At 66.8% G+C, this 24,793-nt stretch carries 24 protein-coding genes, 1 pseudogene and 2 riboswitches; of the genes and pseudogenes, 16 read left to right on the top strand and 9 right to left on the bottom strand.

Features of this window, described 5'->3' with window-relative positions; genetic code table 11:
* Positions 1-401: 401 nt before the first annotated feature.
* The gene (gene helR / locus BTZ20_RS00745; RefSeq protein ID WP_189636559.1) at positions 402-2,681 is read right to left on the bottom strand and encodes an RNA polymerase recycling motor ATPase HelR; all 2,280 of its coding nucleotides are present in this window, start codon (positions 2,679-2,681) and stop codon (positions 402-404) included.
* A gap of 259 nt (positions 2,682-2,940) precedes the next feature.
* On the opposite strand from helR, the gene BTZ20_RS27035 reads away from it, so the two are divergent.
* Positions 2,941-3,084 (top strand): hypothetical protein, encoded by a 144-nt coding sequence (locus tag BTZ20_RS27035; RefSeq protein ID WP_179800479.1) that lies wholly within the window; start codon positions 2,941-2,943, stop codon positions 3,082-3,084.
* A 110-nt stretch (positions 3,085-3,194) separates the two neighbouring features.
* Here the strand turns inward: BTZ20_RS27035 and BTZ20_RS00750 are convergent, their stop codons facing one another.
* Entirely contained in the window at positions 3,195-3,848 is a 654-nt protein-coding gene (locus BTZ20_RS00750; RefSeq protein ID WP_077040024.1) for a TIGR03086 family metal-binding protein, read from the bottom strand.
* An 88-nt stretch (positions 3,849-3,936) separates the two neighbouring features.
* On the opposite strand from BTZ20_RS00750, the gene BTZ20_RS00755 reads away from it, so the two are divergent.
* Both BTZ20_RS00755 and BTZ20_RS28785 read left to right on the top strand, forming a co-directional pair.
* Positions 3,937-4,905: a helix-turn-helix transcriptional regulator gene (locus tag BTZ20_RS00755; RefSeq protein ID WP_077043370.1), complete on the top strand. Its 969-nt coding sequence runs from the start codon at positions 3,937-3,939 to the stop codon at positions 4,903-4,905.
* Between the two features lie 201 nt (positions 4,906-5,106).
* Positions 5,107-5,235 carry a hypothetical protein gene (locus BTZ20_RS28785; protein ID WP_262982528.1) on the top strand — a complete coding sequence of 43 codons (129 nt, stop codon included), beginning with the start codon at positions 5,107-5,109 and terminating at the stop codon, positions 5,233-5,235.
* Between the two features lie 109 nt (positions 5,236-5,344).
* On the opposite strand, the gene BTZ20_RS00760 is transcribed toward BTZ20_RS28785, so the two are convergent.
* On the bottom strand, positions 5,345-6,910 hold the full coding sequence (locus tag BTZ20_RS00760) for an FAD-dependent monooxygenase (RefSeq protein ID WP_077040025.1): 1,566 nt from the start codon (positions 6,908-6,910) through the stop codon (positions 5,345-5,347).
* A 114-nt stretch (positions 6,911-7,024) separates the two neighbouring features.
* Between BTZ20_RS00760 and BTZ20_RS00765 the strand changes: the two genes are divergently transcribed.
* Positions 7,025-7,468: a hypothetical protein gene (locus tag BTZ20_RS00765; protein WP_223263550.1), complete on the top strand. Its 444-nt coding sequence runs from the start codon at positions 7,025-7,027 to the stop codon at positions 7,466-7,468.
* Between the two features lie 50 nt (positions 7,469-7,518).
* Here the strand turns inward: BTZ20_RS00765 and BTZ20_RS29620 are convergent, their stop codons facing one another.
* Together BTZ20_RS29620 and BTZ20_RS27505 are read right to left on the bottom strand one after the other, a co-directional pair.
* On the bottom strand, positions 7,519-7,641 hold the full coding sequence (locus tag BTZ20_RS29620; RefSeq protein WP_223263865.1) for a helix-turn-helix domain-containing protein: 123 nt from the start codon (positions 7,639-7,641) through the stop codon (positions 7,519-7,521).
* Positions 7,611-8,536 (bottom strand): annotated as a pseudogene (locus tag BTZ20_RS27505) (AraC family transcriptional regulator ligand-binding domain-containing protein). The gene BTZ20_RS29620 and the pseudogene BTZ20_RS27505 overlap by 31 nt, the downstream one beginning before the upstream one ends.
* Before the next feature lie 220 nt (positions 8,537-8,756).
* Here BTZ20_RS27505 and BTZ20_RS00775 point away from each other — a divergent pair.
* From BTZ20_RS00775 to BTZ20_RS00795, 5 genes are all read left to right on the top strand, one after another.
* A complete protein-coding gene (locus BTZ20_RS00775; protein WP_077040027.1) occupies positions 8,757-10,181 on the top strand; it encodes an MFS transporter in 1,425 nt (474 codons plus the stop codon).
* Positions 10,182-10,195: 14 nt separating this feature from the next.
* Positions 10,196-11,023 (top strand): SDR family NAD(P)-dependent oxidoreductase, encoded by an 828-nt coding sequence (locus BTZ20_RS00780; protein WP_077040028.1) that lies wholly within the window; start codon positions 10,196-10,198, stop codon positions 11,021-11,023.
* A gap of 73 nt (positions 11,024-11,096) precedes the next feature.
* Positions 11,097-12,149 carry a 3-keto-5-aminohexanoate cleavage protein gene (locus tag BTZ20_RS00785; protein WP_077040029.1) on the top strand — a complete coding sequence of 351 codons (1,053 nt, stop codon included), beginning with the start codon at positions 11,097-11,099 and terminating at the stop codon, positions 12,147-12,149.
* Between the two features lie 44 nt (positions 12,150-12,193).
* On the top strand, positions 12,194-13,816 hold the full coding sequence (locus BTZ20_RS00790; protein WP_223263551.1) for a long-chain fatty acid--CoA ligase: 1,623 nt from the start codon (positions 12,194-12,196) through the stop codon (positions 13,814-13,816).
* A gap of 64 nt (positions 13,817-13,880) precedes the next feature.
* Positions 13,881-14,501: a DUF4304 domain-containing protein gene (locus BTZ20_RS00795; RefSeq protein ID WP_077040030.1), complete on the top strand. Its 621-nt coding sequence runs from the start codon at positions 13,881-13,883 to the stop codon at positions 14,499-14,501.
* An 80-nt stretch (positions 14,502-14,581) separates the two neighbouring features.
* On the opposite strand, the gene BTZ20_RS00800 is transcribed toward BTZ20_RS00795, so the two are convergent.
* The 3 genes from BTZ20_RS00800 to BTZ20_RS26460 form a co-directional block, all read right to left on the bottom strand.
* The gene (locus BTZ20_RS00800; protein WP_077043372.1) at positions 14,582-15,964 is read right to left on the bottom strand and encodes an MFS transporter; all 1,383 of its coding nucleotides are present in this window, start codon (positions 15,962-15,964) and stop codon (positions 14,582-14,584) included.
* 97 nt (positions 15,965-16,061) lie between these two features.
* Positions 16,062-16,949, bottom strand: a complete 888-nt coding sequence (locus BTZ20_RS00805; RefSeq protein ID WP_077040031.1) for a hypothetical protein — start codon at positions 16,947-16,949, stop codon at positions 16,062-16,064.
* Positions 16,950-17,156: 207 nt separating this feature from the next.
* Entirely contained in the window at positions 17,157-17,363 is a 207-nt protein-coding gene (locus BTZ20_RS26460; RefSeq protein WP_145982152.1) for a hypothetical protein, read from the bottom strand.
* A 301-nt stretch (positions 17,364-17,664) separates the two neighbouring features.
* Positions 17,665-17,838, bottom strand: a riboswitch (M-box (ykoK) riboswitch).
* Between the two features lie 247 nt (positions 17,839-18,085).
* A riboswitch (M-box (ykoK) riboswitch) is annotated at positions 18,086-18,259 on the top strand.
* 430 nt (positions 18,260-18,689) lie between these two features.
* Here BTZ20_RS26460 and BTZ20_RS27510 point away from each other — a divergent pair.
* From BTZ20_RS27510 to BTZ20_RS00825, 6 genes are all read left to right on the top strand, one after another.
* Positions 18,690-19,454 carry a cation-transporting P-type ATPase gene (locus BTZ20_RS27510; RefSeq protein WP_223263552.1) on the top strand — a complete coding sequence of 255 codons (765 nt, stop codon included), beginning with the start codon at positions 18,690-18,692 and terminating at the stop codon, positions 19,452-19,454.
* The gene (gene mgtA, locus BTZ20_RS27515) at positions 19,412-21,052 is read left to right on the top strand and encodes a magnesium-translocating P-type ATPase (RefSeq protein WP_223263553.1); all 1,641 of its coding nucleotides are present in this window, start codon (positions 19,412-19,414) and stop codon (positions 21,050-21,052) included. The genes BTZ20_RS27510 and mgtA overlap by 43 nt, the downstream gene beginning before the upstream one ends.
* 2 nt (positions 21,053-21,054) lie before the next feature.
* Entirely contained in the window at positions 21,055-21,303 is a 249-nt protein-coding gene (locus BTZ20_RS27520) for a hypothetical protein (protein ID WP_223263554.1), read from the top strand.
* 80 nt (positions 21,304-21,383) lie between these two features.
* The gene (locus BTZ20_RS00815) at positions 21,384-22,052 is read left to right on the top strand and encodes an MspA family porin (protein ID WP_077040032.1); all 669 of its coding nucleotides are present in this window, start codon (positions 21,384-21,386) and stop codon (positions 22,050-22,052) included.
* A gap of 61 nt (positions 22,053-22,113) precedes the next feature.
* Positions 22,114-22,791 (top strand): MspA family porin, encoded by a 678-nt coding sequence (locus tag BTZ20_RS00820; RefSeq protein ID WP_077040033.1) that lies wholly within the window; start codon positions 22,114-22,116, stop codon positions 22,789-22,791.
* A gap of 169 nt (positions 22,792-22,960) precedes the next feature.
* On the top strand, positions 22,961-23,629 hold the full coding sequence (locus tag BTZ20_RS00825; protein WP_077040034.1) for an AIM24 family protein: 669 nt from the start codon (positions 22,961-22,963) through the stop codon (positions 23,627-23,629).
* A gap of 141 nt (positions 23,630-23,770) precedes the next feature.
* On the opposite strand, the gene BTZ20_RS00830 is transcribed toward BTZ20_RS00825, so the two are convergent.
* Entirely contained in the window at positions 23,771-24,028 is a 258-nt protein-coding gene (locus BTZ20_RS00830; protein WP_223263555.1) for a DoxX family protein, read from the bottom strand.
* Between the two features lie 111 nt (positions 24,029-24,139).
* Between BTZ20_RS00830 and BTZ20_RS00835 the strand changes: the two genes are divergently transcribed.
* Positions 24,140-24,772: a formylglycine-generating enzyme family protein gene (locus BTZ20_RS00835; protein WP_077043373.1), complete on the top strand. Its 633-nt coding sequence runs from the start codon at positions 24,140-24,142 to the stop codon at positions 24,770-24,772.
* The last annotated feature ends 21 nt before the right edge of the window (positions 24,773-24,793 follow it).

A 24,793-nucleotide genomic window follows, 5' to 3' on the forward strand; every position in this document is an offset into this window, starting at 1 on the left:
AACGGAGATGGCGCCCCGCCACCGCCGCCTCCACTGATCCCGGTCGCTCCGGGTGGAGCGGCCGTGTACTCGCCCCAGCAGTACCCGGACAACGCGCTCGCGAGCGGCCTGGCCATCGACGGGAATCTGGAGACGGCCTGGTCGACGGACACGTACATGCAGCAGTTCCCGCAATTCAAGAACGGTGTCGGGCTGACGGTGGCGCTTCCCCCGGACACCGCGCTGCGGGGGTGTGGATCGCGTCGCCCTCCGCGGGAGCCCGCGTCGAGATACGAACCCTCCCCCCGGTCGGCGGAGCCCTCGAAGAGACCGCGGTGTTGGGGGCAGCGACCCTGCAACCGGGAGTGACGCCCATTGCCCTCGTCGCTTCGGCGCCGTATTCCGGTTTGACCGTCTGGATCTCAGCTCAGGCCGGCAGCGAGGGAGGATTCCGGACTGAGCTGTCGGAGGTCGGGTTCCTGAGCTGAGGGCGCGGATGTCCCGGTTTCGTCGAGCCCGGCCAGGGCCCGCGGCAACGGGCCGTGGTGCAGGACGCCGAGACGTTGGGTTGCCCGGGTGAGGGCGACGTAGAGCTCGGCCGCACCACGCGGGCCGTCGGCGAGGATCCGTTCCGGCTCCACGACAAGGACGGCGTCGAACTCCAGGCCCTTCGTCTCCGACGCCGCCACCGTGCCCGGCATGCCCGCCGGTCCGATCACGATGCTGGTGCCCTCACGCCCGGCTTCGTCCCGAATGAATTCCTCTATGGCAGAACCCATTTGGTCCGTGGAGACCCGCCTGGACCACGGCAGGACGCCGCAGGCGCGGACGGATTCCGGGGCGTCGACTCCGGGTGCGAACTCCGCGAGCAGCGCGGCGGCCACGGTCATGATCTCCGCAGGGGTGCGGTAGTTCACCGACAGTGACCGGTAGACCCAGCGGCCGGGCACGTACGGCTCGAACATCGTGTCCCACGAGGTCGCGCCTGCCGCCGACCGGCGTTGGGCGAGATCGCCCACCACCGTGAAGGATCGGTCCGGGCAGCGCCGCATCAGCACCCGCCAGTCCATCTCGGACAGCTCCTGGGCCTCGTCGACAACGACGTGTCGGTACGTCCAGCCCCGGTCCGCCGCAGCGCGTTCAGCGAGCTCCCTGGTGTCGCGCTCCACGAATCGTTCGGCGAGGTCCTCGGCATAGAGCAGATCCGTCGCGAACAGATGGTCGTCGTCGTCCATGTGGTCCGCGCGACCGACCATGAGGTCGAGCACGCCTGCGGCGTATGCCGCCTCGGCCTCGGCCTCGGCTTTTCGTTCCCGCGCGGCGGCCTGCTCGGCCGACGGGTCCGGGCCAAGCAGGTCGACCAGTTCGTCGAGCAGCGGCACGTCCGACACTGTCCACGCGTCGCCGTCGGCGCGCAGTAGCGCCTGGTCCGCGCCGGCCGCACGCAGCCGTTCGGGGGACGTGTACAGCTGTGCCAGTAGCGTTTCCGGCGTCAGGATCGGCCACAGGTCGCCGAGCGCGGCGGCGAACGCATCGTTGTCGGCGAGCTCGGCGACCAGGTCCGCCCGCAGCTCCTCCCACGCCTGCCCGTCCTGCCGGGTCAGCCAGCCGCGGCCGATCCGGGTTATCGCCCGTTCGGTGAGTACGTAGGTCACGATCTCGCGAAACACCGCGCGGGCCTCGTTGTGCGGCAGCCCACTCGCGCGCGCCTCCTCCCTGGCCCACTCCGCGGTCTCGGCGTCGATCCGCACCGTGGCGTCCGAGAGTTCGATCGGTAGCGGATCTTCGGGAAGTCGCTGACGATCGGCGATCGCCGCGGCGATCACGTCCAGGATCTTCAGCGATCCCTTGAGCCGCGCGGCTTCCGGGGTGTCCTCGGCGGTGACGCGCAGACCGGGCACGAGATCGCCCGTGGTCATGAACACCACGTCGGACTCGCCCAGCGACGGCAGAACGCGGCCGATGTGGTTCAGGAATGCCGGGTTCGGCCCGACCACGAGCACCCCGTGGCGTTCCATCCGCTCCCGCTGCGTGTAGAGCAGGTACGCGACGCGATGCAGCGCCACCACGGTCTTCCCGGTGCCAGGGCCGCCCTCGATCACCAGCACCCCGGGATGGTCGAGCCGGATGATCCTGTCCTGTTCGGCCTGGATCGTCGCCACGATGTCACGCATCCCCTCACCGCGCGGCGCATTGACCGCCGCGAGCAGGGCGGAGTCCCCTCGGCCATCATCGTCGGCACCATCCGGGCGGCCGAGCACCTCGTCGGTGAAATCGACCACCTGACGCCCGCGGCCGTGGAACTGGCGGCGCCGGCGCATGCCTTCCGGGCTGGCGGCGGTGGCGACATAGAACGCACGCGATGCGGGTGCCCGCCAATCGAGCAGCAGCGGTTCGAACTCGTTCTCCTCGTCGAATATGCCGATCCGGCCGATGTACGACTGTTCGCCCGACAGGGCGTCCAATCGGCCGAAACACAGACCGTTGTCGGCCACCTCCAGCCGATTCACCTCCCTGGCCAGCGCGCGGACCTCGGCGTCCCGGTCCACGAGTGTCCCGCGGTTCTCGGCGTCGATCGGGCCCCGCAAAGCCGCGTTGTGCCGACCCTTCACCCGCGCGCGCTCGGTATCGAGCCGCGCGTAGAGCCCCGCCACGTGGCACCGTTCGGACCGCAACTCGTCCTCATATCCCTGAGTTGACATGTGCCCCCATTTCCGCAGTTCCTGGCTTCGGCCAGCGATTCTGCGGCACCACCCGGGTCTTGCCGCAAGCCCCCTGGTGCGCTATATATTGAAAGTGGAAAGGGGTACGGACTCCTTTCCATTCTTCGTCCGGACGGACAAATCCCCTCGAAAAGTGGCGTCGCGGTATGCGCCTGGCACGAGCAGTTTCGTGCTGTAACGGAACTCGCTTTGCTGCCGACAGTTCTGATGTATTGCAAACAAACAGGGAGGGAAGCTCATGGGTTCGGCGACTGATGCTCTGGAATGGATCCGCGAGGGATACCTGGCCGGTGATCCGCTCCGATCGGCGCTCTTCGTCGGCGCGTCGTTCATCACGATGCCGCTGCAGCTGATCGCGACGATGCTGGGCCGGCCCTTCTGACCCGCGTCAGCACCAGATCTCACAGCCGCCCCTCCCATCGCGGGAGGGGCGGCTGTTTTGACGCAGCACACTCGGCAGCCGAGTTCGGTACACGCCTGCGCCGCCTCGGGTCAGGCGCGCGGGTCGCGCCCGAGGTAACGCAGCAGCTCGGCGACCGTCGAATCGCCTGACTCGCCCTCGACCACCGCGGCATACGCGCCCCACTGACGCAGCGGCTCCACGATCTCGGCCTCGACACCACTGCCGGGCGCCGGATGCGCGGTGCGTGCCGCGGTGAGCAGGTGGCCGGCGAGTTCCTCGGTCAGCGGCGACGGCTGGCCGGTCGCGATCGCGATATCCCAGGCATGCACGGCGGCGTCCAGCGCGGCCATGACCGCGGCGACCGGGGTCGCGAGCGCGCCGTGCGGAAGCGGGGTCGGGACGGAATCGGTGTCGTCGGCGACAGTCGCCCACGCGGCGGCGGTCTGTTCGATCGCCTCGTGCACCAGTGTCGCGGCCGAGCCGTCGATGGCGCCGGAGGGGTCGAAGGGGTTGTAGGCGGGTCCGACCCCGACGCCGAGGGCCTGGGCGAAGGCGAGCTGGTCACCTGCGGCGTGCTGGATCACCTGTGTGACGGTCCATTCCGAGCACGGGGTCGGCAGCTGCCACTGCTGGTCGCCGACCCCTGCGACGACGTCTTCCAGCGCCGAGTAGGAGGTCGAGAGCACGTCGCGCCACACGGGGCGCAGGGTCGCGGTGGCGTCGGCGGCGGTGGTGAGGTTCATGGCGGACCTTTCGTCGTGCTTCCTTGGTGTGACCTGAGCCTATGGGGCCATTAGGCTGAATTCGTTCCTAATAATTTCGGAGGTGAATGTGGCGCCCACCACAACGCGCGTCCTGCGCCTGCTCTCACTGCTGCAGGACCGCGCGCACACCGGCAGGGAGCTGGCCGAGCGACTCGACATCACCGACCGCACCCTGCGCAACGACATCCAGCGACTGCGCGAGCTCGGCTATCCGGTTCACGCCGAACGCGGCGCCATCGGCGGCTACCGGCTCGGCCGCGGCTCGACGATGCCGCCGCTGCTGCTCGATGACGACGAGGCGGTGGCGGTCGCCGTCGCGATCGACCTCGCGGCGGACGGCTCCACCGGTATCGCGGACATCGCAGAAAGCGTCGCGCGGGCCCTGGCGAAGCTGGAACAGATCCTGCCGAAGCGGCTGCAGCGTCAGGTGACAGCACTGCGGAACGCCACCGCCCTCGGGCCGGCGACCACCGGTTCGCGAGAACCGGACGCCCCGGTGCCCGCCGCGGTGCTCACCGCCCTTGCGGGGGCGATCCGCGACACGACCGCGGTGTCCATCGAGAGCGAGAGCGACACCGTAGAAGTCGAGCCGTACCGCCTGATCAACTGGCAGCGACGCTGGTATCTGGTCGCCTACGACATCGGAACCCATTCCTGGCGAGCGATTCCCGTCGCGCAGGTGCGCCAGGCGACCGCGGGCCGCCGCCGCTTCGGGCCCCGCGCGCTGCCCGACGAGGACCTGGTCGCCTTCGTCATGCGCCACATCGCGAGCACCGGCTGGAAGGTGCACGCCCGCGTCACCGTGCTCGCGCCCGCCGAAACGGTGATCGCCCGCATCAATCCCGCCGTCGGCGTGGTGGAGGCCGTCGACGCGGACACCTGCGTCCTGCTGACCGGCGCGGACGCCCTGGAGACCATCGCCATCTACCTCAGCATGCTGATGTTGGATTTCCGCGTCGACGGCCCGCCGGAACTGGTCGCGCATCTGCGCACGCTCGCCCGGCGGTACTCCGCCTCGGTGGAATCGGCACCCTAGCGGGGGCCTGCGATCACAGGATGGACCGAGTCGATACGTGGCAACGTGGTCGTACGTCCAGCACATCGATGCTGCAGTGATCCTCGTAATCTCTTCCCGCTCAGTGAAATTAACGATTCCAGACTCGCCAAGAACCCAGTTCACTATCGGTGCACTGTAAGTGCACTGAAAGGCTCACTCACATCGAACAAGGAGACATCCGTGGGATCTTCCGAAGCTGACCTTGCAATGCTCGGCACCATCGCCAAGTTCGCCGGATTCGGCGCCGGCCTCCTCAGCGGCGCGGGCGCCCTGCTTGGGCTCGGCCTCTTCCTCAACTCGCAGTCCTAGCCTCCGCGCGCCGGGCCCACGCGGTGATGTGTGGGCCCGGCGAGCCGGAGCCGTCGATGGCATCTCCGGAGTTCGCGACTCCAGTTCTTGCCAATGTCTGGTCGGGCGATCAGGAGGGCCGACCGATGATCGGGACTGCCTCCTCGAGGGGTGCGCCGAACCAGGACGACAGCGCTTCCCGCAGCGCGGGTGCGGCGGCATCGGCGGATCCGTCGGCGGTCGCCGCCCAGGCGACGTGTGCGTCCGGGCGGATCAGCAGGGCGTCGGCCGGTCGATCGCCGGTCTTGGCGGTGTGGATGTCGATGCGGTGCTCCCAGTCCCGCGCGACCTCGCGGAGATCGGAGCGGTCGGCGAGGTCGAGGAGGATGGGCCGACCGGAGTGCATGAGCTCCGTGACGCTGGTGATGCCCTGGTCGGTGTGCAGGGTGAGGTTCGGAGCGAAGGTGCCTGCCAGGGCGTGGTGGTCGGAGCCCGGCATCGGGTAACGAATGTCGGTGTGGCCGACGAGGGATCCCATGCGGCGCAGTGCCGGCTCGTCGGCGACCAGTTCCTGGAAGACCTGCCGAAGCGCGTCCGCGGCTGCGTCGTGTCCGCGCCGCAGCGCCACCTGGGCTCGGGTCTGTAGTTGCGCACGTCCGCCGGCGTAGTGCCGCTCGTCGTGATATGTGTCCAGCAGGCCGGCCGGTGCCCAGCCGTGGATGTCGGCACCCAGCTTCCAGGCAAGGTTGACCGTGTCGAGCATGCCGACGTTGAGTGCCGTGCCCGTGGCGGGGAACAGGTGGGCTGCATCGCCGGCCAGCATGATCCGGCCGGAGCGATACCGTTCCGCCTGCCGATCCGTGAAGGTGTAGCGCGACAGCCGAATCGGATCTCCCAAGGGGAGATCCGCACCGAGCACTCGGCGGACGCTGTCGCCGAGCTCGGCCAAGGTCAGTGGCTCGTCATCGTCGTACTCGCTGGACTCGTCTTCGGTGGTTTGGAAGGACAGAACCCCGGATCCGACCGCGAAAGCGAACACGCCGCGGTCGGTTCGGGTGAAACCGGCATGGATCCTGCCGAGCCCGGGGACGTCGATATCGCCGTTTCCCTGCACGGTCACCGAATCGTGCACGGTGACCTGAGCGAGCCGGTTGACCTCTGGATAGGTGGTGCCGGGGAACGGGATACCGGCCATGTCGCGGATCCGGCTGCGGCCGCCGTCGCAGCCGACCAGGTAGCGGGCGGTCACCCGGAACGGCCCGTCCGGCCCGCGCACGTCCGCGGTTACCGTCGCGTCGTCCTGACTCACTCCGACCACCTCGTGTCCGCGGCGGATGTTCGCGCCGAGTTCGCGGGCGTGCTCGTCGAGCAGTTGCTCGATCTCCATCTGTGGGATCGGCAGCGCCCGCATCGGCGGATCGATCAGGTGCGTGAAGTCCAAATACATACCGCCGAAGGGGAATCGGGGTGCAATATTGGGGTCGCTACTGGCTGTTTCGAACCGTTCCAGCAGACCTCGGTATCGCAGCAGGTCCAGGATCTGCCCGCCGATGCCGCTGGCCTTCGGGATGTCGCGAATCTGTGGCTGTCGCTCCAGCACCAGAGCTCGCACTCCGGCCAGGCGCAGCTCACCGGCCAGCATCAGGCCCGCCGGGCCTGCGCCCACGATGATCACGTCGGTGTCCGTCACTGGCATTTCGTTGACTCCCGTTTCCTCAGTTCTGACTCAGGCCAGCGATTCTGCGGCATTACCCGGGTCTTGCGGCAAGCCCCCCGGTGCGCTATATCTTGAAAAGGGGAAAAGCCATGAGTGATTGTTTCCTCCTCCTTGGGGCAAAATAGGCCGGTGTTCCGCTTTGCTCGGCCCAGACGATCCGGTGGCGCTCATGCGCCCTATGAACCGCGAGACCTGTTGCGCGCCTATGAGCGTCATGCGACACGAGAGGTTCGGGCGAGCTCCGGCGAGCTGCTGATCGTGATCCCGCTCGGCGATGAGGACACCCTGGAGATCACCGTCGTCGATCCCGCCGCGGATTGGATCGAGTCGCGAATCCGCGGGCTCTGCGCCTCGCTGGCCGAGATCGACCGCCGCGCCCAACGCATTCTGCGCGGCGAGTTCCGGATCGGCTGGATCGAACTCGACTCGGCGCACCACGGTCTCATCGACTACTGGGCTACCGGGGTGAACAGTGAGTATGCCGTCGACATCTCGTGGACCGGGGATACCTGGGAGGAACTGTCGGCCGACCGCTGACCTGGCATCTGATCGTCTAGCCGACCCGAGCTCTACATGGCCGGAGGGTCCTATCTCGGCCTCGGGCCGAGTTCGCGTTCCCTGGCGGACCACGCCGTCGGACTCAGGCCGAACTGTCGACGGAACCAGCGCGAGAAGGCGCTCAGATCCGAGAATCCGAGTTCGCCTGCGATGTCGGTGAGGTTCCTGTCCCTCGCGTGATGTACCGCCGCGCGAGATCTGCGCGTACCGAATCGACTACGGACGAGTAGGTTTCGCCCGCCTGGGACAGGTGTCGATGCAGGGTCCGCCTGTCCATTCCGAGACTGCGCGCGATACGGGCCGCAGTGCACCTTCCGCCCGGCAGGAGGGCTTCGATGATGTCGCGGACACGTCCGACGGCGGAGATATCCTCCGGTGGCGCGAGGAGATCTAGGTACTGCCGTGCGTAGGGCTGGAACATCGGGTCCGACAGCGGGTTGACGGAGTCGAGATCGCTCGAATAGAGCACGAAGCCGTTGAAGTCTTGTTCGAACGCGATGTCCGTCCCGAACGCGCGGTGATGGACGTCGAGTGTGGGCGGTGCGTCGTGGACGAAGCACGTGGACAGTGGTCGCCAGTCCTCCGGAAGGAAAGCGCTGAGGATCCGGGCCAACGATGCGATGACCAGTTCGATGGACTGGCGACCGAGTGTCATCCCTGGCGCGGGCTCGATCCGCAGGGAGGCAAGCCCGTTCAACTCGGCGAGCCGAATCCGAATCGCCTCGTTGTGTACCCGCATGTGGCGCAGGATGAGCGCGATCGCGCTCCGGACGTCTGGCTCTTCCCTGGCGGCCAACCCACAGCTCCGAGAATCGACACGCCCCTTCCGTCCGCCATCATGACCGCGAAGGCCGCGCAGGACGTTGCAAGAGCAGTGCGCTCCAACAGTTCGTCAACGCGCTCCGCGGGAAGCCACGTGTTCGGCAGGGCCAAGGCCGTCGGGTCGATGCCAACCGCACGCATGAACGGATCGGGGTCCGAGCCGAGGGACTGCGTCAACTCGACGTACCCGGTCAGAGCCGAACTCCGCACCTTCAGCACCGTCATCGATTTCCCCTGTCCCAAACTGCCAAAGAATGTGTCCCAATGGGTCAAGTGATGTCGACCCAATCCGTATAGCGTGACCTGAGTCACCCGCACTTGTCGAATCCGTCACACGGTCGCTTCTCGCGGGCAGACCCCCTGGTTCGGGACCGCAGCGAGCTCTCCGAACCGGCCATATCCGAGACGCGTCGCCCCAACGCGATCTTCACGAACAGGAGCACGCATGGAACTGGAGCCCCAGGAGTCCACGCCGTCCCGAGAGGTTCCCGGCGCAGGCAACCGCTCGAAGATCTATCCATGGGTGGTCTTCGCCCTGATCCTCGGCCTGATGATGTCGGACTACATGTCCCGCCAGGTTCTCAGCTCGGTCTTCCCGGTGCTGAAGGCCGAGTGGCACCTGTCGGACTCGCAACTTGCGGGCCTGACCAGTGTCGTGGCCCTGACCGTCGGTGTGTTGGCGCTGCCGATTTCGCTTGTAGCAGACCGTTGGGGTCGCGTCAGGAGCGTGGTGGTCATGGCCGGCATGTGGAGCGTTGCCACGATCCTGTGCGCCGCGGCGGGAAACTATGCGCAGTTGTTCGGCGCACGATTTCTGATCGGGTTCGGTGAGGCCGCCTACGCGAGCGTGGGCATGGCTGTGATTCTGGGAGTCTTCTCCCCACGACTGCATGCCTCGCTCAGTGGCTCCGTCATCGGCGCAGGGTTTCTCGGCTCGGTCGTTGGTGTCGCGCTCGGCGGCATCCTCGCGGATCGGATCGGCTGGCGAGGGGCGTTCGTGATCATGGCGGCCTTCGGCCTGTGCCTGGTCGTCCTGTTCCGGATCCTCGTCAACGAGCAGCGACTGGCGCGTCATGCCGCTGATCAGCAGATTCCCGGGACGCGCGCTCCAGGGATTGGACGCGCGCCCATCTCGAGTCTGTTCACCAACGCGTCTCTGGCCTGTGCATATGTCGGTGCGGGAATGCAATTCTTCGTCGCGGGTGTGCTGCTTGCCTGGCTTCCCAGCTACTTCAACCGCTACCACGACATGGCGGCCGCGGATGCCGGCTTGACGGCCTCGGCCTTCGTGCTCTTGATCGGTGCGGGAACGGTCGCCTGTGGTATCGCTGCCGACAGGATCGGGCGACGGCGACCCGAACGCAGGTGGAGTGCCGCGATTGCGTACGGCGCCATCTCGATGGTGTGTCTGATGATCGGCTTCCAGCTCGACAACGGGCCGGCGCAGCTGACGTTGATCGGCATCGGGGCATTCTTCTGTTCCGGATTCACCGGTGCCACAACGGCGGTCGTGGCCAGCCTGTCCCACCCGTCGATCCAGGCTTCGGCTTTCGGCGTCGGAACCCTCGCGAACAACGTCTTCGGACTGGCTCTGGGCCCGCTCGTCGTCGGGCTGATGTCCGATCGACTGGGTCTGCTCGGCGCGTTGCAGTGGGTTCCGCTCGCCTCCGTCCTGTCGATCGTGGTCTTGGTCCTCGGTGTGCGGCTCTATCCCGCCGGTCTCCGCAAGCTTGCTTCGGTGGAGTTGAAGACCTCCGGCGAGATATCGGAAGCCTCGACTGACGCGCTCGCATCCCCCGTATCGATCCCACGCTCATCCGAGCCTGTCATCGCCAGGAGCGTCGAGACGGCTCGTCCATCCATCCACTGAAGGAGAGCAGAAAGTTGCAGCAGCTACTCGACAAGGTTGCCGTCGTCACCGGAGCAGCACAGGGCCTGGGCAGGTCGATTGCCCTGGCCATGGCGCAAGAAGGCGCAGACCTGGTGCTCTGCGATGTACAGGAGGACAGGCTGAACGAGGTCTCCGCGGAGATCGAGGCCCTCGGCCGCAAGAGTCTGCCCATCCGGTGCGACGTCTCCTCGCGGGAGGAGGTCTCGGAGATGTTCGCCCGCGCAGGCGAGCAGTTCGGAACCGTCCACATCCTCGTCAACAACGCCGCCCGCGTGCCGAACTCCCCGGCCGATGAGGTTCGCCGAAACAAGCACTACGCCTATGTCACCACGCCGATGGAACGCCAGTCCCTCGGTATCACCAGCAGCCTCACCGACGACGACTGGCTCAAGTGGTGGGGCGTCAACGTGCATGGCGTCTTCTACTGCACCCGTGAAGCATTGAAGTTCATGGAGCCGCAGCACTACGGGCGCATCGTCAACATCACGTCGATCGCCGGTACCTCCGCGGCCAGCACTCACAGCCCGGGCTACTCCGCCAGCAAGGCCGCCGTGGCAAGCCTCACCAAGACGGTCGCGCTCGACGTCGCAGGCGCAGGTATCTACGTCAACGCCATCGCCTGCGGAGGGGTCCTGACGCCTCCATTCCAGGAGTACCTCGACGGGGCCACCGAAGAGCAAAAGCGCAGCCTCTACCAGATCGTTCCCGTGGGCAGACTCGGTACTCCCGAGGAGTACGCCTCCCTCGCCGTCTACCTCGCAGGCGAAACCCACTACCTCGTCGGCCAGGTCATCAGTCCCAACGGAGGCGCCGTCATCTGACATTGCCGCCCGGCGGTTCTATCGAACACCCAACCCCGACAACTCTTTCCAGAGTCACCGATAGGAGCAACACATGCATTTCCACGACGACGCCCTCTTCCCGGAGAACCAGGAGAAGCTGGTCATCACGGCTGCGCCGTATGGGCCAGAGTGGGAGCCGGGCGACTTCCGTGAGGACCTTCCGCTGACCATGGATGAGCACGTCCAACAGGCCGTCGACTGCTACGAGGCCGGCGCGGCGGTGCTGCACATCCACGTGCGTGAGCTCGACGGCAAGGGCAGCAAGCGGCTGTCGAAGTTCAACGAGCTGCTCGGTCGGCTGCGCGAGGCCGTCCCGGAGATGGTCCTACAGGTCGGCGGCTCGATCTCATTCGCGCCGGAAGGTGAAGGCGCCGAAGCCAAGTGGCTCTCCGATGACACCCGGCACATGCTCGCCGAGCTCGACCCCAAGCCGGACCAGGTCACGATCGCGATCAATACCAGCCAGATGAACATCGCGGAGCTGTTGACCGCGGACGACATCGCGGGCACGTCTCTGGCGCGTCCGGAACTGCAGGAGACGTATCGGGAGATGACGATCCCGGCCGGACCGGCCTGGGTCGAGGAGCACCTGCGTCGCCTGCAGGCCGCCGGCATCCAGCCCCTGTTCGCGCTGACCGGCATCACCGGCCTCGAGAGCGTCGAGCGGCTCATCCGCCGCGGGGTCTACACCGGCCCGCTGAATGTGACGTGGACCGGCATCGGCGGCGGCATGGAGGGGCCGAACCCGTACAACATCATGAACTTCGTCCAGCGTGTCCCGGACGGAGCGGCCCTGACGCTGGAGTCCCTCATGCGCAGCGTGCTGCCCGTCAACACGATGGCGATCGCGATGGGCCTGCACACCCGCTGCGGCAACGAGGACACCATCTGGGGCCGCAAGGGCGAGAAGAAGACCTCGGTCCAGCAGATCCAGCAGTTGGTCCGCATCGCCGGTGAGCTCGGTCGCGATGTCGCCACCGGCAAGGACGCCCGCGACATCTACAAGATCGGCACCACCTATGCCGACGCCGACGAGACCCTCGCCAAGCTCGGCTACGCGCCGAACCGCCGCCCGGGCCAGGTCGGGTTCACCCACCACGCCTGATCCCAGCACGTTCGCCGAATTCTGTCCCCATCTAGGAGTGTTACGTGATCAACGGCCTGACCATGGATGACTACCCGCTGTCGCTGACCGCGGTGGTCGAGCGAGCCGAGCGATTCCACAGTGGAAAGGATGTCGTCTCACGCCGCCCCGACGGCAGCATCGCCCGGACCACTCTCGGGGCGTGTGCCCGGCGGGCGCGCCGGCTCGCCACCGCGCTGGCCGGACTTGGCGTCGGTGACGGTGACCGGGTTGCCACGCTGCTGTGGAATCAGGCGGAGCACCTCGAGCTGTACTTTGCGGTCCCGACGATGGGGGCGGTCGTGCACACGCTGAACCCGCGACTGCACGCCGACGAGCTCGCGTTCATCGTAGGTGACGCGCAGGACCGGGTGATCGTGGTCGACGAATCCCTGCTCGAGGTGCTCGAGGTGCTCGAGGGCTTCCGCGATGCTCACCACTTCGAGCACGTCATCGTCGTCGCGCACGGCGAGTCCGCGCCGGAGTGGATGCTCGACTACGAGGCCCTGATCGACGGGGCCGAGTCGATGGTGTGGCCGGTTCTCGACGAACAGCGTGCTGGCGCAATGTGTTACACGTCCGGCACCACGGGACGCCCGAAGGGCGTGGTGTACTCACACCGAGCGCTGGTGCTCCATTCGCTGACCGCGGCCCTGCCCGATGCGTTGGGGGTGTCGACGCAGGACACGCTGCTGCCGGTGGTGCCCATGTTCCACGCCAACGCCTGGGGCCTTCCATACGCCGCCGCACTCCTCGGCGCGCGGCTGGTCCTGCCCGGGTCGAAGCTGGACCCGGTCAGCGTGCTCGACCTGATCGCGCATGAGAAAGTCACCATGACGGCGGGGGTGCCGACGGTGTGGATGGCGATGCTCGACGCTCTCGATGCGCAGCCGCAGCGCTGGGACCTGCGCCACCTCGACCGGCTGATCGTCGGAGGGGCGGCGGTGCCGCGCAGCCTGCTCGAGGGATACGACCGCCACGGTCTGACGGTGGTCCAGGCCTGGGGAATGACAGAGACCGCACCGCTGGGCACCGTCAGCCGACTCCCCGCGGACCTTTACGAGAGCGAGAATGACGACCAGTACGCGTTCCGAGCCAGGCAGGGCGTTGCGATGCCGTTCGTCGACATCAGAGCCCGCAGCGAGGACGACGGGTTCATCGAGTGGGATGACCGCGCCATGGGCGAGCTCGAGGTGCGCGGACCGTGGGTGGCGGCCGCCTACCACAACGGTAAGGGCGCAGACAGTTTCACCGAGGACGGCTGGTTCCGGACGGGCGATATCGTCCGCATCGACCACCGCGGCTGCATCCGGATCTGCGATCGCTCCAAGGATCTGGTCAAGTCCGGGGGCGAATGGATCTCGTCGGTCGATCTCGAGAACCACCTCATGGCGCACCCCTCGGTGGCGGAGGCCGCGGTGATCGCCGTACCCGACCCGCGTTGGGGCGAGCGTCCCCTGGCGGTGGTGGTTCTCCGGGACGGCATGACGGTGGACCCGGAGCCGCTGCGTGAGCATTTGTCGACCGAGTTTGCGCGGTGGCAGCTGCCCGAGCGATTCGAGTTCGTCTCCGCCATTCCGAGAACGGCCACCGGCAAGTTCAAGAAGCTTACTCTGCGCGAGCGCTTCGCTACGGCTGACGTAAGCTGACAGGTCAGGCGTACCGCCGGTGGTCGACGGACCCGCCGGCCGCCGGGTCTGCGAACATGGTCGGATGGAGCATCCGTCGGCCGAAGAAGCATTCGTCACTCTCCTCGGCGCGAGTGTCGTTCCGCTCTTGAAGGAGCATGGCTTCCGGAAGCGAAAGCTGACTTTCACGCGGGAGCGGGATGGTCTGGTCGACGTCATCAACCTCCAACGGTCGGCGGGGAACAGCCACGAGTCGATCCGGTTCTACGTCAACTGCGGCGTTTACTCGGTGGAGTTCGACAGGGTCATCGGACGGACACCCCAACATCGCCCAGCCGAGGTCGACTGCCAGTACCGGCGCCGGATCGAGAGCATCGCGTCCGGGATCGGGCCGCATGTGACCGTGCACGCCGACAGTGACGTTCCCGCGGCCGCCGACGAGCTCCGCGCGGCACTCACCAGTGCGTTGGCGGTGATGGGTCAGCTTCGCGGCCCCGACGATATCGCTCAGTCCGTGGGGTCGGACATCGACTTCGACGTCCTCCGCTATCGGCTCGCCACGCGCGACGAGTCCGGTGCACGCGAGCAGTACACCAGAGCGCGGTCCCGGTTTGGTGCGGAGGACCGCTGGCCGCGCCTCGAGGAGCAGTTCCGAAAGGCGGCGGACTTCTACGACGTAGCCATCCTCGACTGCAAACTAGGGTAGAGAGCGGTCGAGGCCCGGCCCGGATCGAATGATCGTGGGCCGGGCCGGGATTCGCAGACAGGCCGGCGGATCCGGAATGGTCACGCGACCAGAGCATGCTCCCGCGCACCCTGGGTAGGCCAGCGCCGGTGCTCGGCGTCGATGACGTACACGTGGGTGTGCCGGTAGAGACGATCGCCCACGCGGTCGGCGTCGGCCAGTCGGGCGGGGTCGATGGTCCCGGCCTCGTGCAGGTGCGTGATCTCCGCCGGGTCGTGCCGCGGCCACATCCGCACGGCCACGGTGATCCCGATGCCTGCGATCACGGCCAGCGTCATCCAGGTGGTGGTGAGGCCGGCGGCGGTCAGCCACCCCGCGATCGGGTAGGTGAGCAGCCAGGCAAGGTGCGACAGCGAGAACTGGGCGGCGAAGAGCGCCGGCCGGTCGGCGGGCTGCGACGAGCGCCGCAGTACCTGCCCGGTCGGGGTGAGCACCGCCGCGGTACCCGCGCCGACCACGGCCCACACAGCGATCGCCGCGCCCCAGCGCCAGTCGCCCGCATCGGTGGCCGACAGGGCGACAGCTCCTCCGAGGCCAACGATCAGGGTGGCACCGCCGGCCAACATCACCGGCCGGGCGCCGAGGCGGTCGAGGAATCGCGGTAGCGACAACGCGACGAGCATCGTGCCGAACCCATTGGCAGACAGGAGCATTGCCACTCCCGACTGGGTACCGCCGAGCGTGTCACGGACGTAGTTGACGGTGTTGACCATGATCACCGAACCCGCGGCGGCAACCACCAGGTTCAGGCCGAGTAGACCGCGTAGCCGCGGCGTGGCGGCGAAGATCCGCATGCCCACCGCGATCCGGTCCCGGAAGGTGTCCGCCGTGGCGGAACGGGCATTCGGGATGCGGGTCGCAATCACCAGGACGGCCGATACCGCGAATCCGATTGCGGTGCCGACGAACAACCAGTGGAAGCTGATGAGGGTCAGGACCGCGGCGGCCAGCATCGGGCTCAGCAGGGTCTCCATCGTCGCGGCGAGCTGCGCGGCCGAGAGCGCTCGGGTGTACTCGCGCTCGTCCGGCAGGATGTCGGGGATGATCGCCTGGTAGGTGGGGGTGTACGCGGCCGAGGCGGTTTGCAGCACCGGGATCAGCACGTAGATCTGCCAGATCTGGTCGATGAACGGCAGTGCCAGCACGACGGCGGCGCGAACAAGGTTGAGCCCGACCAGGAAGCGCCGGCGGGGAAAGCGGTCGGCGTAGGCGGCGACTATCGGCGCGACCGTGACGTACACAAACATCTTGATTGTCAGCGCGGTGCCCAGCACGGCGGCCGCGTCGGCACCGGCGAGCTCATAGGAGAGCAGTCCCAGTGCGACGGTGGTCAAACCGGTACCGAACAGTGACGACACCTGGGCGATGAACAGTCGCAGGTAGTCGCGGTTGGTGAACAGAGACGTGATCAACGGCTTTCGCATCGCGAACACTTTCTTCGAATGTCTGAAATGGGCGGGGTGGGTCACGGGTTCGTCGACAACTGCAGGTGCACATGGGTCCTCCTCCGGGGATGGTGCTTCAGTGCTGGTGGGCGGTGGCCACGAGGGTGAACGCCGCGGTGCGGACGGTGTCGCCGTGCTTGAAATCGAGGAAGAGTCGGTAGGTACCGGGGCCGGGTACCGCGGTGTGGAAGGTGATGTCGGGGCCGGAAGCAGTGACCCCATCGCCGGGTACGCCGTTCGGGTGAACGTGGATGTAGGCCAGGTCACCGGCCCGGAGCACCACCAGGTGGCCAAAGGCGGCCAGGTAGGGCTGCAGATCGGTGACCGGCCGGCCGTCCTTGCGCACGGTGAGTGTCAGCAGTTCGCCGTCTCCGGGAGCGAGATTTCCGTCGAGGATGACCTCGTAGCCGTCGACGACCGCGGTGCGAGTCTCGCTCGGGGTCGGTCGCGGATCGTAGGCGCCCGCGACGGCGAGATCCGCGCCCAGCGTGATCGTCCGCCCGAGCAGCGTGGGCGAGATGTCGGTGAACACGCGGTAGGACCCCGCCTCCGGCAGGTTCAGTCGAACCGACCAGGTGCCGTCGGCCGCGAGTTCGGGGTGCACGTGCCAGAACCCGGTCAGCTCGCGCTGCACCACGATCAGGTGCAGGTCACGGTCGTGGATCGGGGTGTAGCCGGTGACCGGTCGGCCGTCCGGGCCGAGGACGCGGAACCGGAAGTCGACGTCGCCCCGGCCGACGATGGTCTCGGCGAGGTCGAGTGTGTATCCGTCCTGCGTGATCTGGAGACCTCCGGGCGCGCTCGCGCCGTGACCGTGGTGGTCGGCCGGGGTGTGGTGTGCGTGGGCGGTGTGGTCGCGCACACCGTGGCCTGCGTGCGCCGGGGCCGCCGGATGCCCATGGTGGTGGTGAGCAGTGTGATCGGCGTGCGCAGCCTGGTGGTCGCCGTGCGTGTTGGTGCTCATGTCTCGGCCTCTCGTCGTGTGGTGTTCCCGCCGACCAAGTTAGTACCCCCGGGGGTATGCGCAAGGAGGCAAAGTATGGCGCGGGTCACGCGGGAAGCCCTGCTGGATCGCGGATCGGAGCCGGCCGGACGGGGTCAGCCCGCTTGGCGGCCAACTCCGCTCCGCCCTGAATCGGGGCGGAGGAGCCTTCGGGCGCGATCGGCAGTGTCACCAGCTACGCGCCTCGCCCGGGTGCGGGTGCCCGCCCATCGAGGCGGTGATCACCGCGACCGGCGTTCGCGACGCGTACAGGTTGGCGCGTTCCTGCGGGGTCAGATTGCGGTGCCCCCACAGCCGGTTCGCCGCGCGTCGAATCGTGTGCAGCGCCACGGACTCGCGTGCCGACGAAATAGGTTGCGTGATAACAAAAGCCACGGTCTTCTCCTGTCGGAGGAGCCGGTCCCATGGCAGAGACGATGCAGATCCGTCGAGTTGACGCCGCGCCGGAACTCAGCCGAGGCACTGGAGTGCTCACGACGAGGCCGGGATCGGGCTACCGAGGCGTCAGGTCGCAGAATGCTGATGCTGCGCCGGGGCCGGTTCGGAACGAAATGAAAGTCGTATACGGATACGGACTATCGCTGATACTCACTCGTTCCTCACCTCCTCGCAGACAAGACGCACGCGGGCGTCGACTCACACACGGGGAGGGCGCCAGGACGGCAAATGTCCTGGTCGGGCACCCCTCTCGTCAGAGCTTCGGCACTGCACGACGTGTCTCGAGGGGATCGAGAAGCCACTTTGGATAGACCCTTAATCCGGGAATACCTGTCCTAACCTTGGGCGTCTGTCGACGTCGTCAGATCAGTGGCCTGTGTTCATGCAGGAGCCTCGCCTAGCGAGGTGCTTACGCCGACCATGGTGCCGACACCCGCGATATATGTCAAACCGCAAGCGCGGTGGCGCATCAAGATCATTCCAACGACAGAAAAGGTTGCTGCGAAATGTTTTTCGCTGACAAGATGCCTGATTGTGCAGTTACACAACCAGTTTAGATCACTTGCTCGGCTTGACACCGTGACGCCGGTGCATCGCGGAGGTCGGTGATCAGTGGATGCAGGTTGACATCCGGCCGACCGCAATGGTTGCCTGTCGGCGCAGCACCTCGTTAGGTGAGGCGTCTGCACGAACACAGGCCACTGATCTCACGACGTCGAGAGACGCCCAAGGTCAGGACAGGTCTCCCCGGCTTAAGGGGTGACCCAAAGTGGCTTCCCACAGTGGTGTGGGACACGTCGTGCAGTGCCAAAACTCGTACGTGGGGGTGTCGAATTCGGCAGGGCGACTCGTTCGTGTCGGTATTCACACGCGGTCGCGTCGCGGCCTCGATCCTGCCCTTCTGTGCTGTGGACACACCGTCGCGGAGCTTCGTCCCCCTGGACGTGCCCGCATTCGAACCCGGGAGGTGACCACCGTGGACGAACCGCCGAGTCGATATCCGGCCTCGCCTGGATTCCTCACCGCCGGTGTCCATCGCGCCCGCTAGTCGCGGACACCGTCGGACCCTTCGCGCGCGGCAACTCGCCGCGATCATTCTCGCGACAGTCACAGTCGCAGAGCTTATTTCGTCGTGCCCGGACATTAGCGAGTTCGTGTGCGACCGAGAGATCTGTCATGTCGAAAACAAGTGTCGCGGCACCCCCGGGGCGTCCGGGCAAGGCCGCCAAACGAAATAGTCAGTCTGTTCTCCCAGACCGTCAGATGGCGGAGCTCGCCGGATTCACCCGGCTGCGTCACCCGGGCGTCTACGCCGAACTGCACACCACTCCAAAGGGATTGAGATCAGACCAGATCGACCCGCTGCGCCGCAGGCACGGCAGCAACGAGGTCCGCCATGACCGACCGGCACCCGCAATTGTGCAGTTCCTCGCCACCTTCAAGAATCCGTTCATCTTGATCCTGCTGTTCATCGGCGTGATCATGTACATCACCGAGGTCTATCTGGCCGACCCAGAAGAGGGTCCCGACTACATGGGGATCAGCACGGTCGGCGTGATGATCCTGATCAGCGTCTCGTTGCGGTTCTGGCAGGAGTACCGGTCGGGACGGGCCTCGGAGGCGCTCAAGGCGATGGTGAGCACCACGGTCTCGACCACTCGCCAGATGGGCGACACTGTGGTGACCGCCGAGCTCCCCATCGAGCAGTTGGTGCCCGGAGACGTCGTCCAGCTCGCTGCCGGCGACATGATCCCCGCGGACATGCGGGTCGTGCGCGCCAAGGACCTGCAGGTCAACCAGGCGATGCTCACCGGCGAGTCGATGTCAGCGGAGAAGACGGGCGATCCGGTCGCCGGCCTCGAACCCGATCGGATCCTCGAGGCCGGGAACCTCGCGTTCATGGGCACCTCGGTGGTGTCCGGATCGGGGACCGCCGTCGTGATCCACACCGGGGACGACACCTACTTCGGTGCGATGACCGAGGGTTGGGTACGTCTCGTCCCGAGACCAGCTTCGACATCGGGGTGAAGAAGGTCAGCTTCTTGTTGATCCGCTTCATGGTCATCATGGTGCCTGCGGTGTTCATCATCAACGGACTCACCAAGGACTGGAGCCAGGCGCTGCTGTTCGGCGTCGCGACCGCGGTCGGGCTGACGCCGGAGATGCTTCCGCTGATCGTCACCGCCAATCTTGCCAAGGGCGCGCTGTACATGTCCCGGCACAAGGTGATCATCAAGCAGCTCAATGCTATTCAGAACTTCGGTGCGATGGACGTGCTGTGCACGGACAAGACGGGAACACTCACCGAGGACCGAATCGTGCTGGAGGAGCACCTGGACACGGCCGGCAGGCTCAGTACCGACACGCTGCGTCTGGCCACGATGAACTCGGTGTTCCAGACCGGGCTGCGCAACCTCCTCGATGGCGCCGTCGTCGAGGCCGCGGGCCCGGACCTGGTCGAGCGGATCCGCCGCGAGCACGGCCTGGTCGACGAGATCCCTTTCGACTTCGCTCGCCGGCGGATGTCCGTGGTCGTCAACGACGGCGACGCCGACCTGATCATCATGAAGGGCGCCGTCGAGGAGGTGCTCTCCGTGTGCACCTCGGTCGAGATGAACGGCGTAACCCGCCAGCTGACGCCGGGCCTGCTCTCGGCCCTCGACCGGCTCGTCGCCGAGCAGAACGGGCTCGGCAAGCGGGTCCTGGCTCTCGCCACCCGGCGTCTGCCGGCTGCCCCGGGCGGTACCGGGCGCGACTACTCGACGGCGGACGAGACCGAGATGACGATCGTCGGTTTCCTGACGTTCCTCGACCCGCCGAAGGAGTCGGCCGCCGCTGCGATCGAAGCGCTTCGAGCCCACGGGACCGCGGTGAAGGTGATCACCGGCGACAACGAGCTGGTCGCCGAGACCGTCTGCGGGAAGGTAGGTCTCGATGTCGGATCCATCGTCACCGGTGCTGAGATCGACCGATTGGACGATGACGGCCTCGACGCGATCGTCGGAGAGACAACGGTCTTCGCGAAGACCGATCCGCTGCAGAAGGCCCGGATCGTCGACGCGCTCAAGCGGAACGGGCACACGGTCGGATTCCTCGGTGACGGGGTCAACGACGCACCGGCCCTGCGTACCGCGGACGTCGGGATCTCGGTGGACACCGCCGCCGACATCGCCCGCGAGTCGGCCGACATCATCCTGCTGGAGAAGGACCTCGGTGTCCTCGAGCGCGGTGTGGTCGAGGGGCGCCGCACCTTCGGCAACATCCTCAAGTACATCAAGATGACCGCCAGCTCGAACTTCGGCAACATGTTCTCGGTCCTCGTCGCGAGCGCACTGCTTCCGTTCATCCCGATGATCCCGGCGGTGCTGCTGGTGCAGAACCTCGTCTACGACATGGCGATGCTGACGATCCCGTGGGACAAGGTGGACCGCGAGTTCGTCGAGAAGCCGCGCAAGTGGGAGACCCGCAGCCTGACCCGGTTCATGGTCTTCATCGGACCCATCAGCTCGATCTTCGACATCACCACGTTCGCACTGATGTGGTTCGTCTTCGCCGCGAACACCCCGAGCAGGCCGCACTGTTCCAGTCCGGGTGGTTCATCGAATCCATCATCTCGCAGACGTTGATCGTGCACATCATCCGGACGGGACGCATCCCGTTCATCCAGTCCAGGGCCTCCCTGCCGGTCCTGATCTCGACCGGGCTCGTCTGCGTCTTCGGATTGGTGTTCCCGTTCATCGGGTGGGGTCAGGCGCTGGGCCTGGTTCCGCTGCCGTGGTCCTACTTCCCGTGGCTGATTCTGACGCTGACGGCGTACTGCGTGCTCACCCAGGGCGTCAAAGTCTGGTTCATCCGTCGCTTCGGCGGTTGGCTATGAGCCGCAACGGCCGTCGTGCCCACGCGACGCCCACGACTGTCCCACCAATGTCCGTTTTGCGGACCGTCAAGAGGAAATCCATGAACACGAACAACACTCGAGCGCGCCTTCTCGCCCACCGGGCGGGGGTTGGTGCCACCGCAGCCGTCGCGATCGGACTGATGTCCACCGGTGCCGCCCATGCCGACACCTTCGTGCCGCTGCCCGACGGGCAGAAGGCAGGTCCGGGAGCGGTGCTGACCCGGACCGAGGAGAGCGCCCTGATCTCCCCGTCGCTGGCCGCCAATGGCGCGGGCCGCACCGCGTGGGTCTCGGGCACCGTCACCGCCGATGTCACCGGCGCCCCGGATGACGGCGAGGCCGGACCCTCGAACGGGGCGACCAACGACAAGGGCACCAACAACTCGTCCACGCACGGTGTCTCCCGTGTCAGCACCGGCTACATCGTCGGATGCCAGGTCGACATCACCGGCCTCGGCGGCTCCATCGGCGCAGGCGTCGACCTCTCTGGGCCGTCCGTCTCCGGGTCGCTGACCGTCCCGGTCTCCGCCGGCCAGGTCAAGTTCGTGAACGTCGCGGGCAAGGACATCACGGGCAACGGCACCTACTCGGTGCAGTACCAGGACACCCAGCTCGAGATCCAGAACTGCGGCGGCTACGCCCAGGCCCGTTCCTACACCGTGGTCGAGATCGTCGGCAACGACTATTCCAAGACCACCCTGTACGGCCAGCCCTTCAGCATCGGCTAACGAGGCGGCCACGCACAGTCCACACCCGAAATCTGAAACATTCACCTGCAAAAAGGAATTCATGATGCACACCAAGGCCAGCCCGCGGCGCGGGCTGCGGATCGTCACGACCGGAGCGGCCGCAGCCGTAGCGCTGGGCTTCTGCTCCGTCGGAGCCGCCAATGCCGACACCATCGTCCCGTTGCCGGGCGGCGCCATCACCAAGACCCTCGCGGACGGCACCGTGGTGACCGTCTCCATGACTGATGAGTCCGCGACGGTGTCGCCGTCGATGGGGGCGACTCCCCTGCACCGCAACGTGTGGGTCTCCGGCTCGGCGAAGGTCGAGATCTCCGGCGGATCCGGCGCCGAGGGCGGCTCAATCGAGCCCGGCTACATCGTGGGATGCCAGCTCACCCTCGGCGGCGAGACCGGTGCGGATGCGGGCATCGGGGCCGAGTGGAAGGGCGCAGCCGAACCCACCGCAGGCGGGGCGGGCACCGTCTCGATCGGTCCAGGCGAGGCCGCGAGCTTCCCGATCCTCGACCTCGAGTCCGCCGACGACTTCGGCGGCGAGTCGCACACCGGCGAGCACTCCTTCGAGGGCGCCACCGGCAGCGTCACCTGGGCCGACTCCACCATGGGCGTCGAGGGCTGCGCCGGCTACGCGCAGGCCCGCTCCTACGTCAACGTCACCATCGACACCGACAACGTGACGAGCACGGTCACCCTCTGGGGACAGCCCTTCAGCATCGGCTGACCGAACGGCGGGTTGCGAACACGACCCAGGGGCGGGAGGCGATACCGCTCTTCCCCGGGGTCGTGTTTTCAACTAAATAGAAAGTGCTCCAACGATTCTGGAGCGCGTTGGGTCGCCGCATCGAGTTGGCCTGGCCCGGACGGGATCGTATTCGGCTAGCATCGGGAGCATGCGTAGCGACCTGATGAAGAACGCGGAACGTAGTGGTGAGCCTGGGACTTTCGTGCTCCAGAACTCGCGAATGCTCAAGGTGGACCTGGCCGGAACCGGTGGGCACTTCCTTGCCCGTCAGGGGTCGATGGTCGCTTACCAGGGTGATGTCGACTTCGCCTATCAGGGCAGCGGCGGCCTCGGCAAACTGTTCAAGAAGGCACTCACCGGCGAGGGCATGTCGCTGATGAAGGTGTCCGGCAGCGGCGACGTCTTCCTCGCCCGAGACGCCGACGAGATTTTCCTGCTCGAACTCGAGGACGAGTCGGTGACCGTCAACGGGACGAACGTTCTCGCTTTCGAGAGCTCGCTGAGCTGGGACATCAATCGGGTCGAGGGTGCGTCGATGCTCAGCGGCGGGTTGTTCAACACCACCTTCAGTGGGCGCGGTGTGCTGGCGATCAACGTCTACGGCACGCCCGTGGTGCTGAACGTGGACACCCCCACGTTTGTCGACATGCAGAGCGCGGTGGTGTGGTCGACCGGGCTGCAGTCGACGATCCGCAAGACCGCGAAGATGTCCGCGGCGATCGGACGCGGTTCGGGTGAGGCATACCAGTTGTGTCTCACCGGCAACGGATTCGTCGTCGTTCAGGCGTCCGAGGGTCACCCCATCCCGCAGCACTGAACCAGACCTCCCGGTCGGCCGTGGCTCCGCCGTACCGACCGGGAGATCGTGCTCAGGCCGCATATCCCAGCCCGGCGGCGACGAGCACCGGCGCCAGGTACAGCAGCGGGAACGGGATGTGCGCGTACGAGCGGGCACGGATCACGGTGATGACCGCCCCGTGAAGTACAGGAACAGGCCGATGGTGGCCAGGACGCCGATCGCCGGCACGAACAGGCCGACCAGCAGGCCCGCAGCCCCGGCTGCCTTGGCGGCACCGAGCCACGGCCACCACGACTGGGGGACGCCGTAGTCGGTCAGGGCTTCCACGACCCATCCGGCGCGGAAGAAGACGGCGGCGGCCGAGTAGCCGACCCACGCTGCGGCCAGGATGGTGACGATGACATAGGCGGTGTTCATCGGAATTGTCTCCTCATCGGGTTCGAACGGACTCACCACCATGACGGCCGCCACCCCGAGAATGTGACAGCGCGCGATGAACGAATATGCAGGAGTCGACCAGCCATGAAGATGATCGCCGTCCCCGCGGGGGACGTCACCCTCTCGGATCGGCGGACAAGTCGTAGCTGGCGTATCGATGTCGGCGCCTTCGAGATCGCCGCTACTCCCGTGACCCAGGGCGAGTACGCCGAGATCACCGGCGAGTGGCCAGGGGCGACCCGGGGTGCGCACCTGCCGGTCGAGGGTGTGTCCTGGTGGGACGCGATCGCGTTCTGCAACAACATGTCCGAGCAGTCCGGCCTCGCCGCCGCCTACCGCGTTGTCGGTGACGACGTCACCTGGGACACAACTGTCGACGGGTACCGGCTGCCGACCGAGGCCGAGTGGGAACGCGCCTGCCGGGCCGGGACGACCGGTCCGCGGCACGGCCCCCTCGACGAGATCGCCTGGTATCGAGAGAATTCCGACGGCGGGCCGCACGAGGTGGGCAGGAAGCAGCCGAACGCCTGGGGACTGCACGACACCCTGGGCAATGTCTGGGAATGGTGCTGGGACCTCTACGACCCCGAGGTGTACGGCACGTATCGGGTTCTGCGCGGGGGCGGCTGGTTCGACGAGCACTGGAGCTGCCGGGCGTCAGCCCGACGGCGCAGCCACCCGACCTACCGGATCGACGATGTCGGGTTCCGCGTCGCTCGCTGATAGCCGTCACGGCCCGCCGGG

Source organism: Rhodococcus sp. MTM3W5.2, from assembly GCF_001984015.1.
Classification (GTDB): Bacteria; Actinomycetota; Actinomycetes; order Mycobacteriales; family Mycobacteriaceae; genus Rhodococcus_G; species Rhodococcus_G oryzae.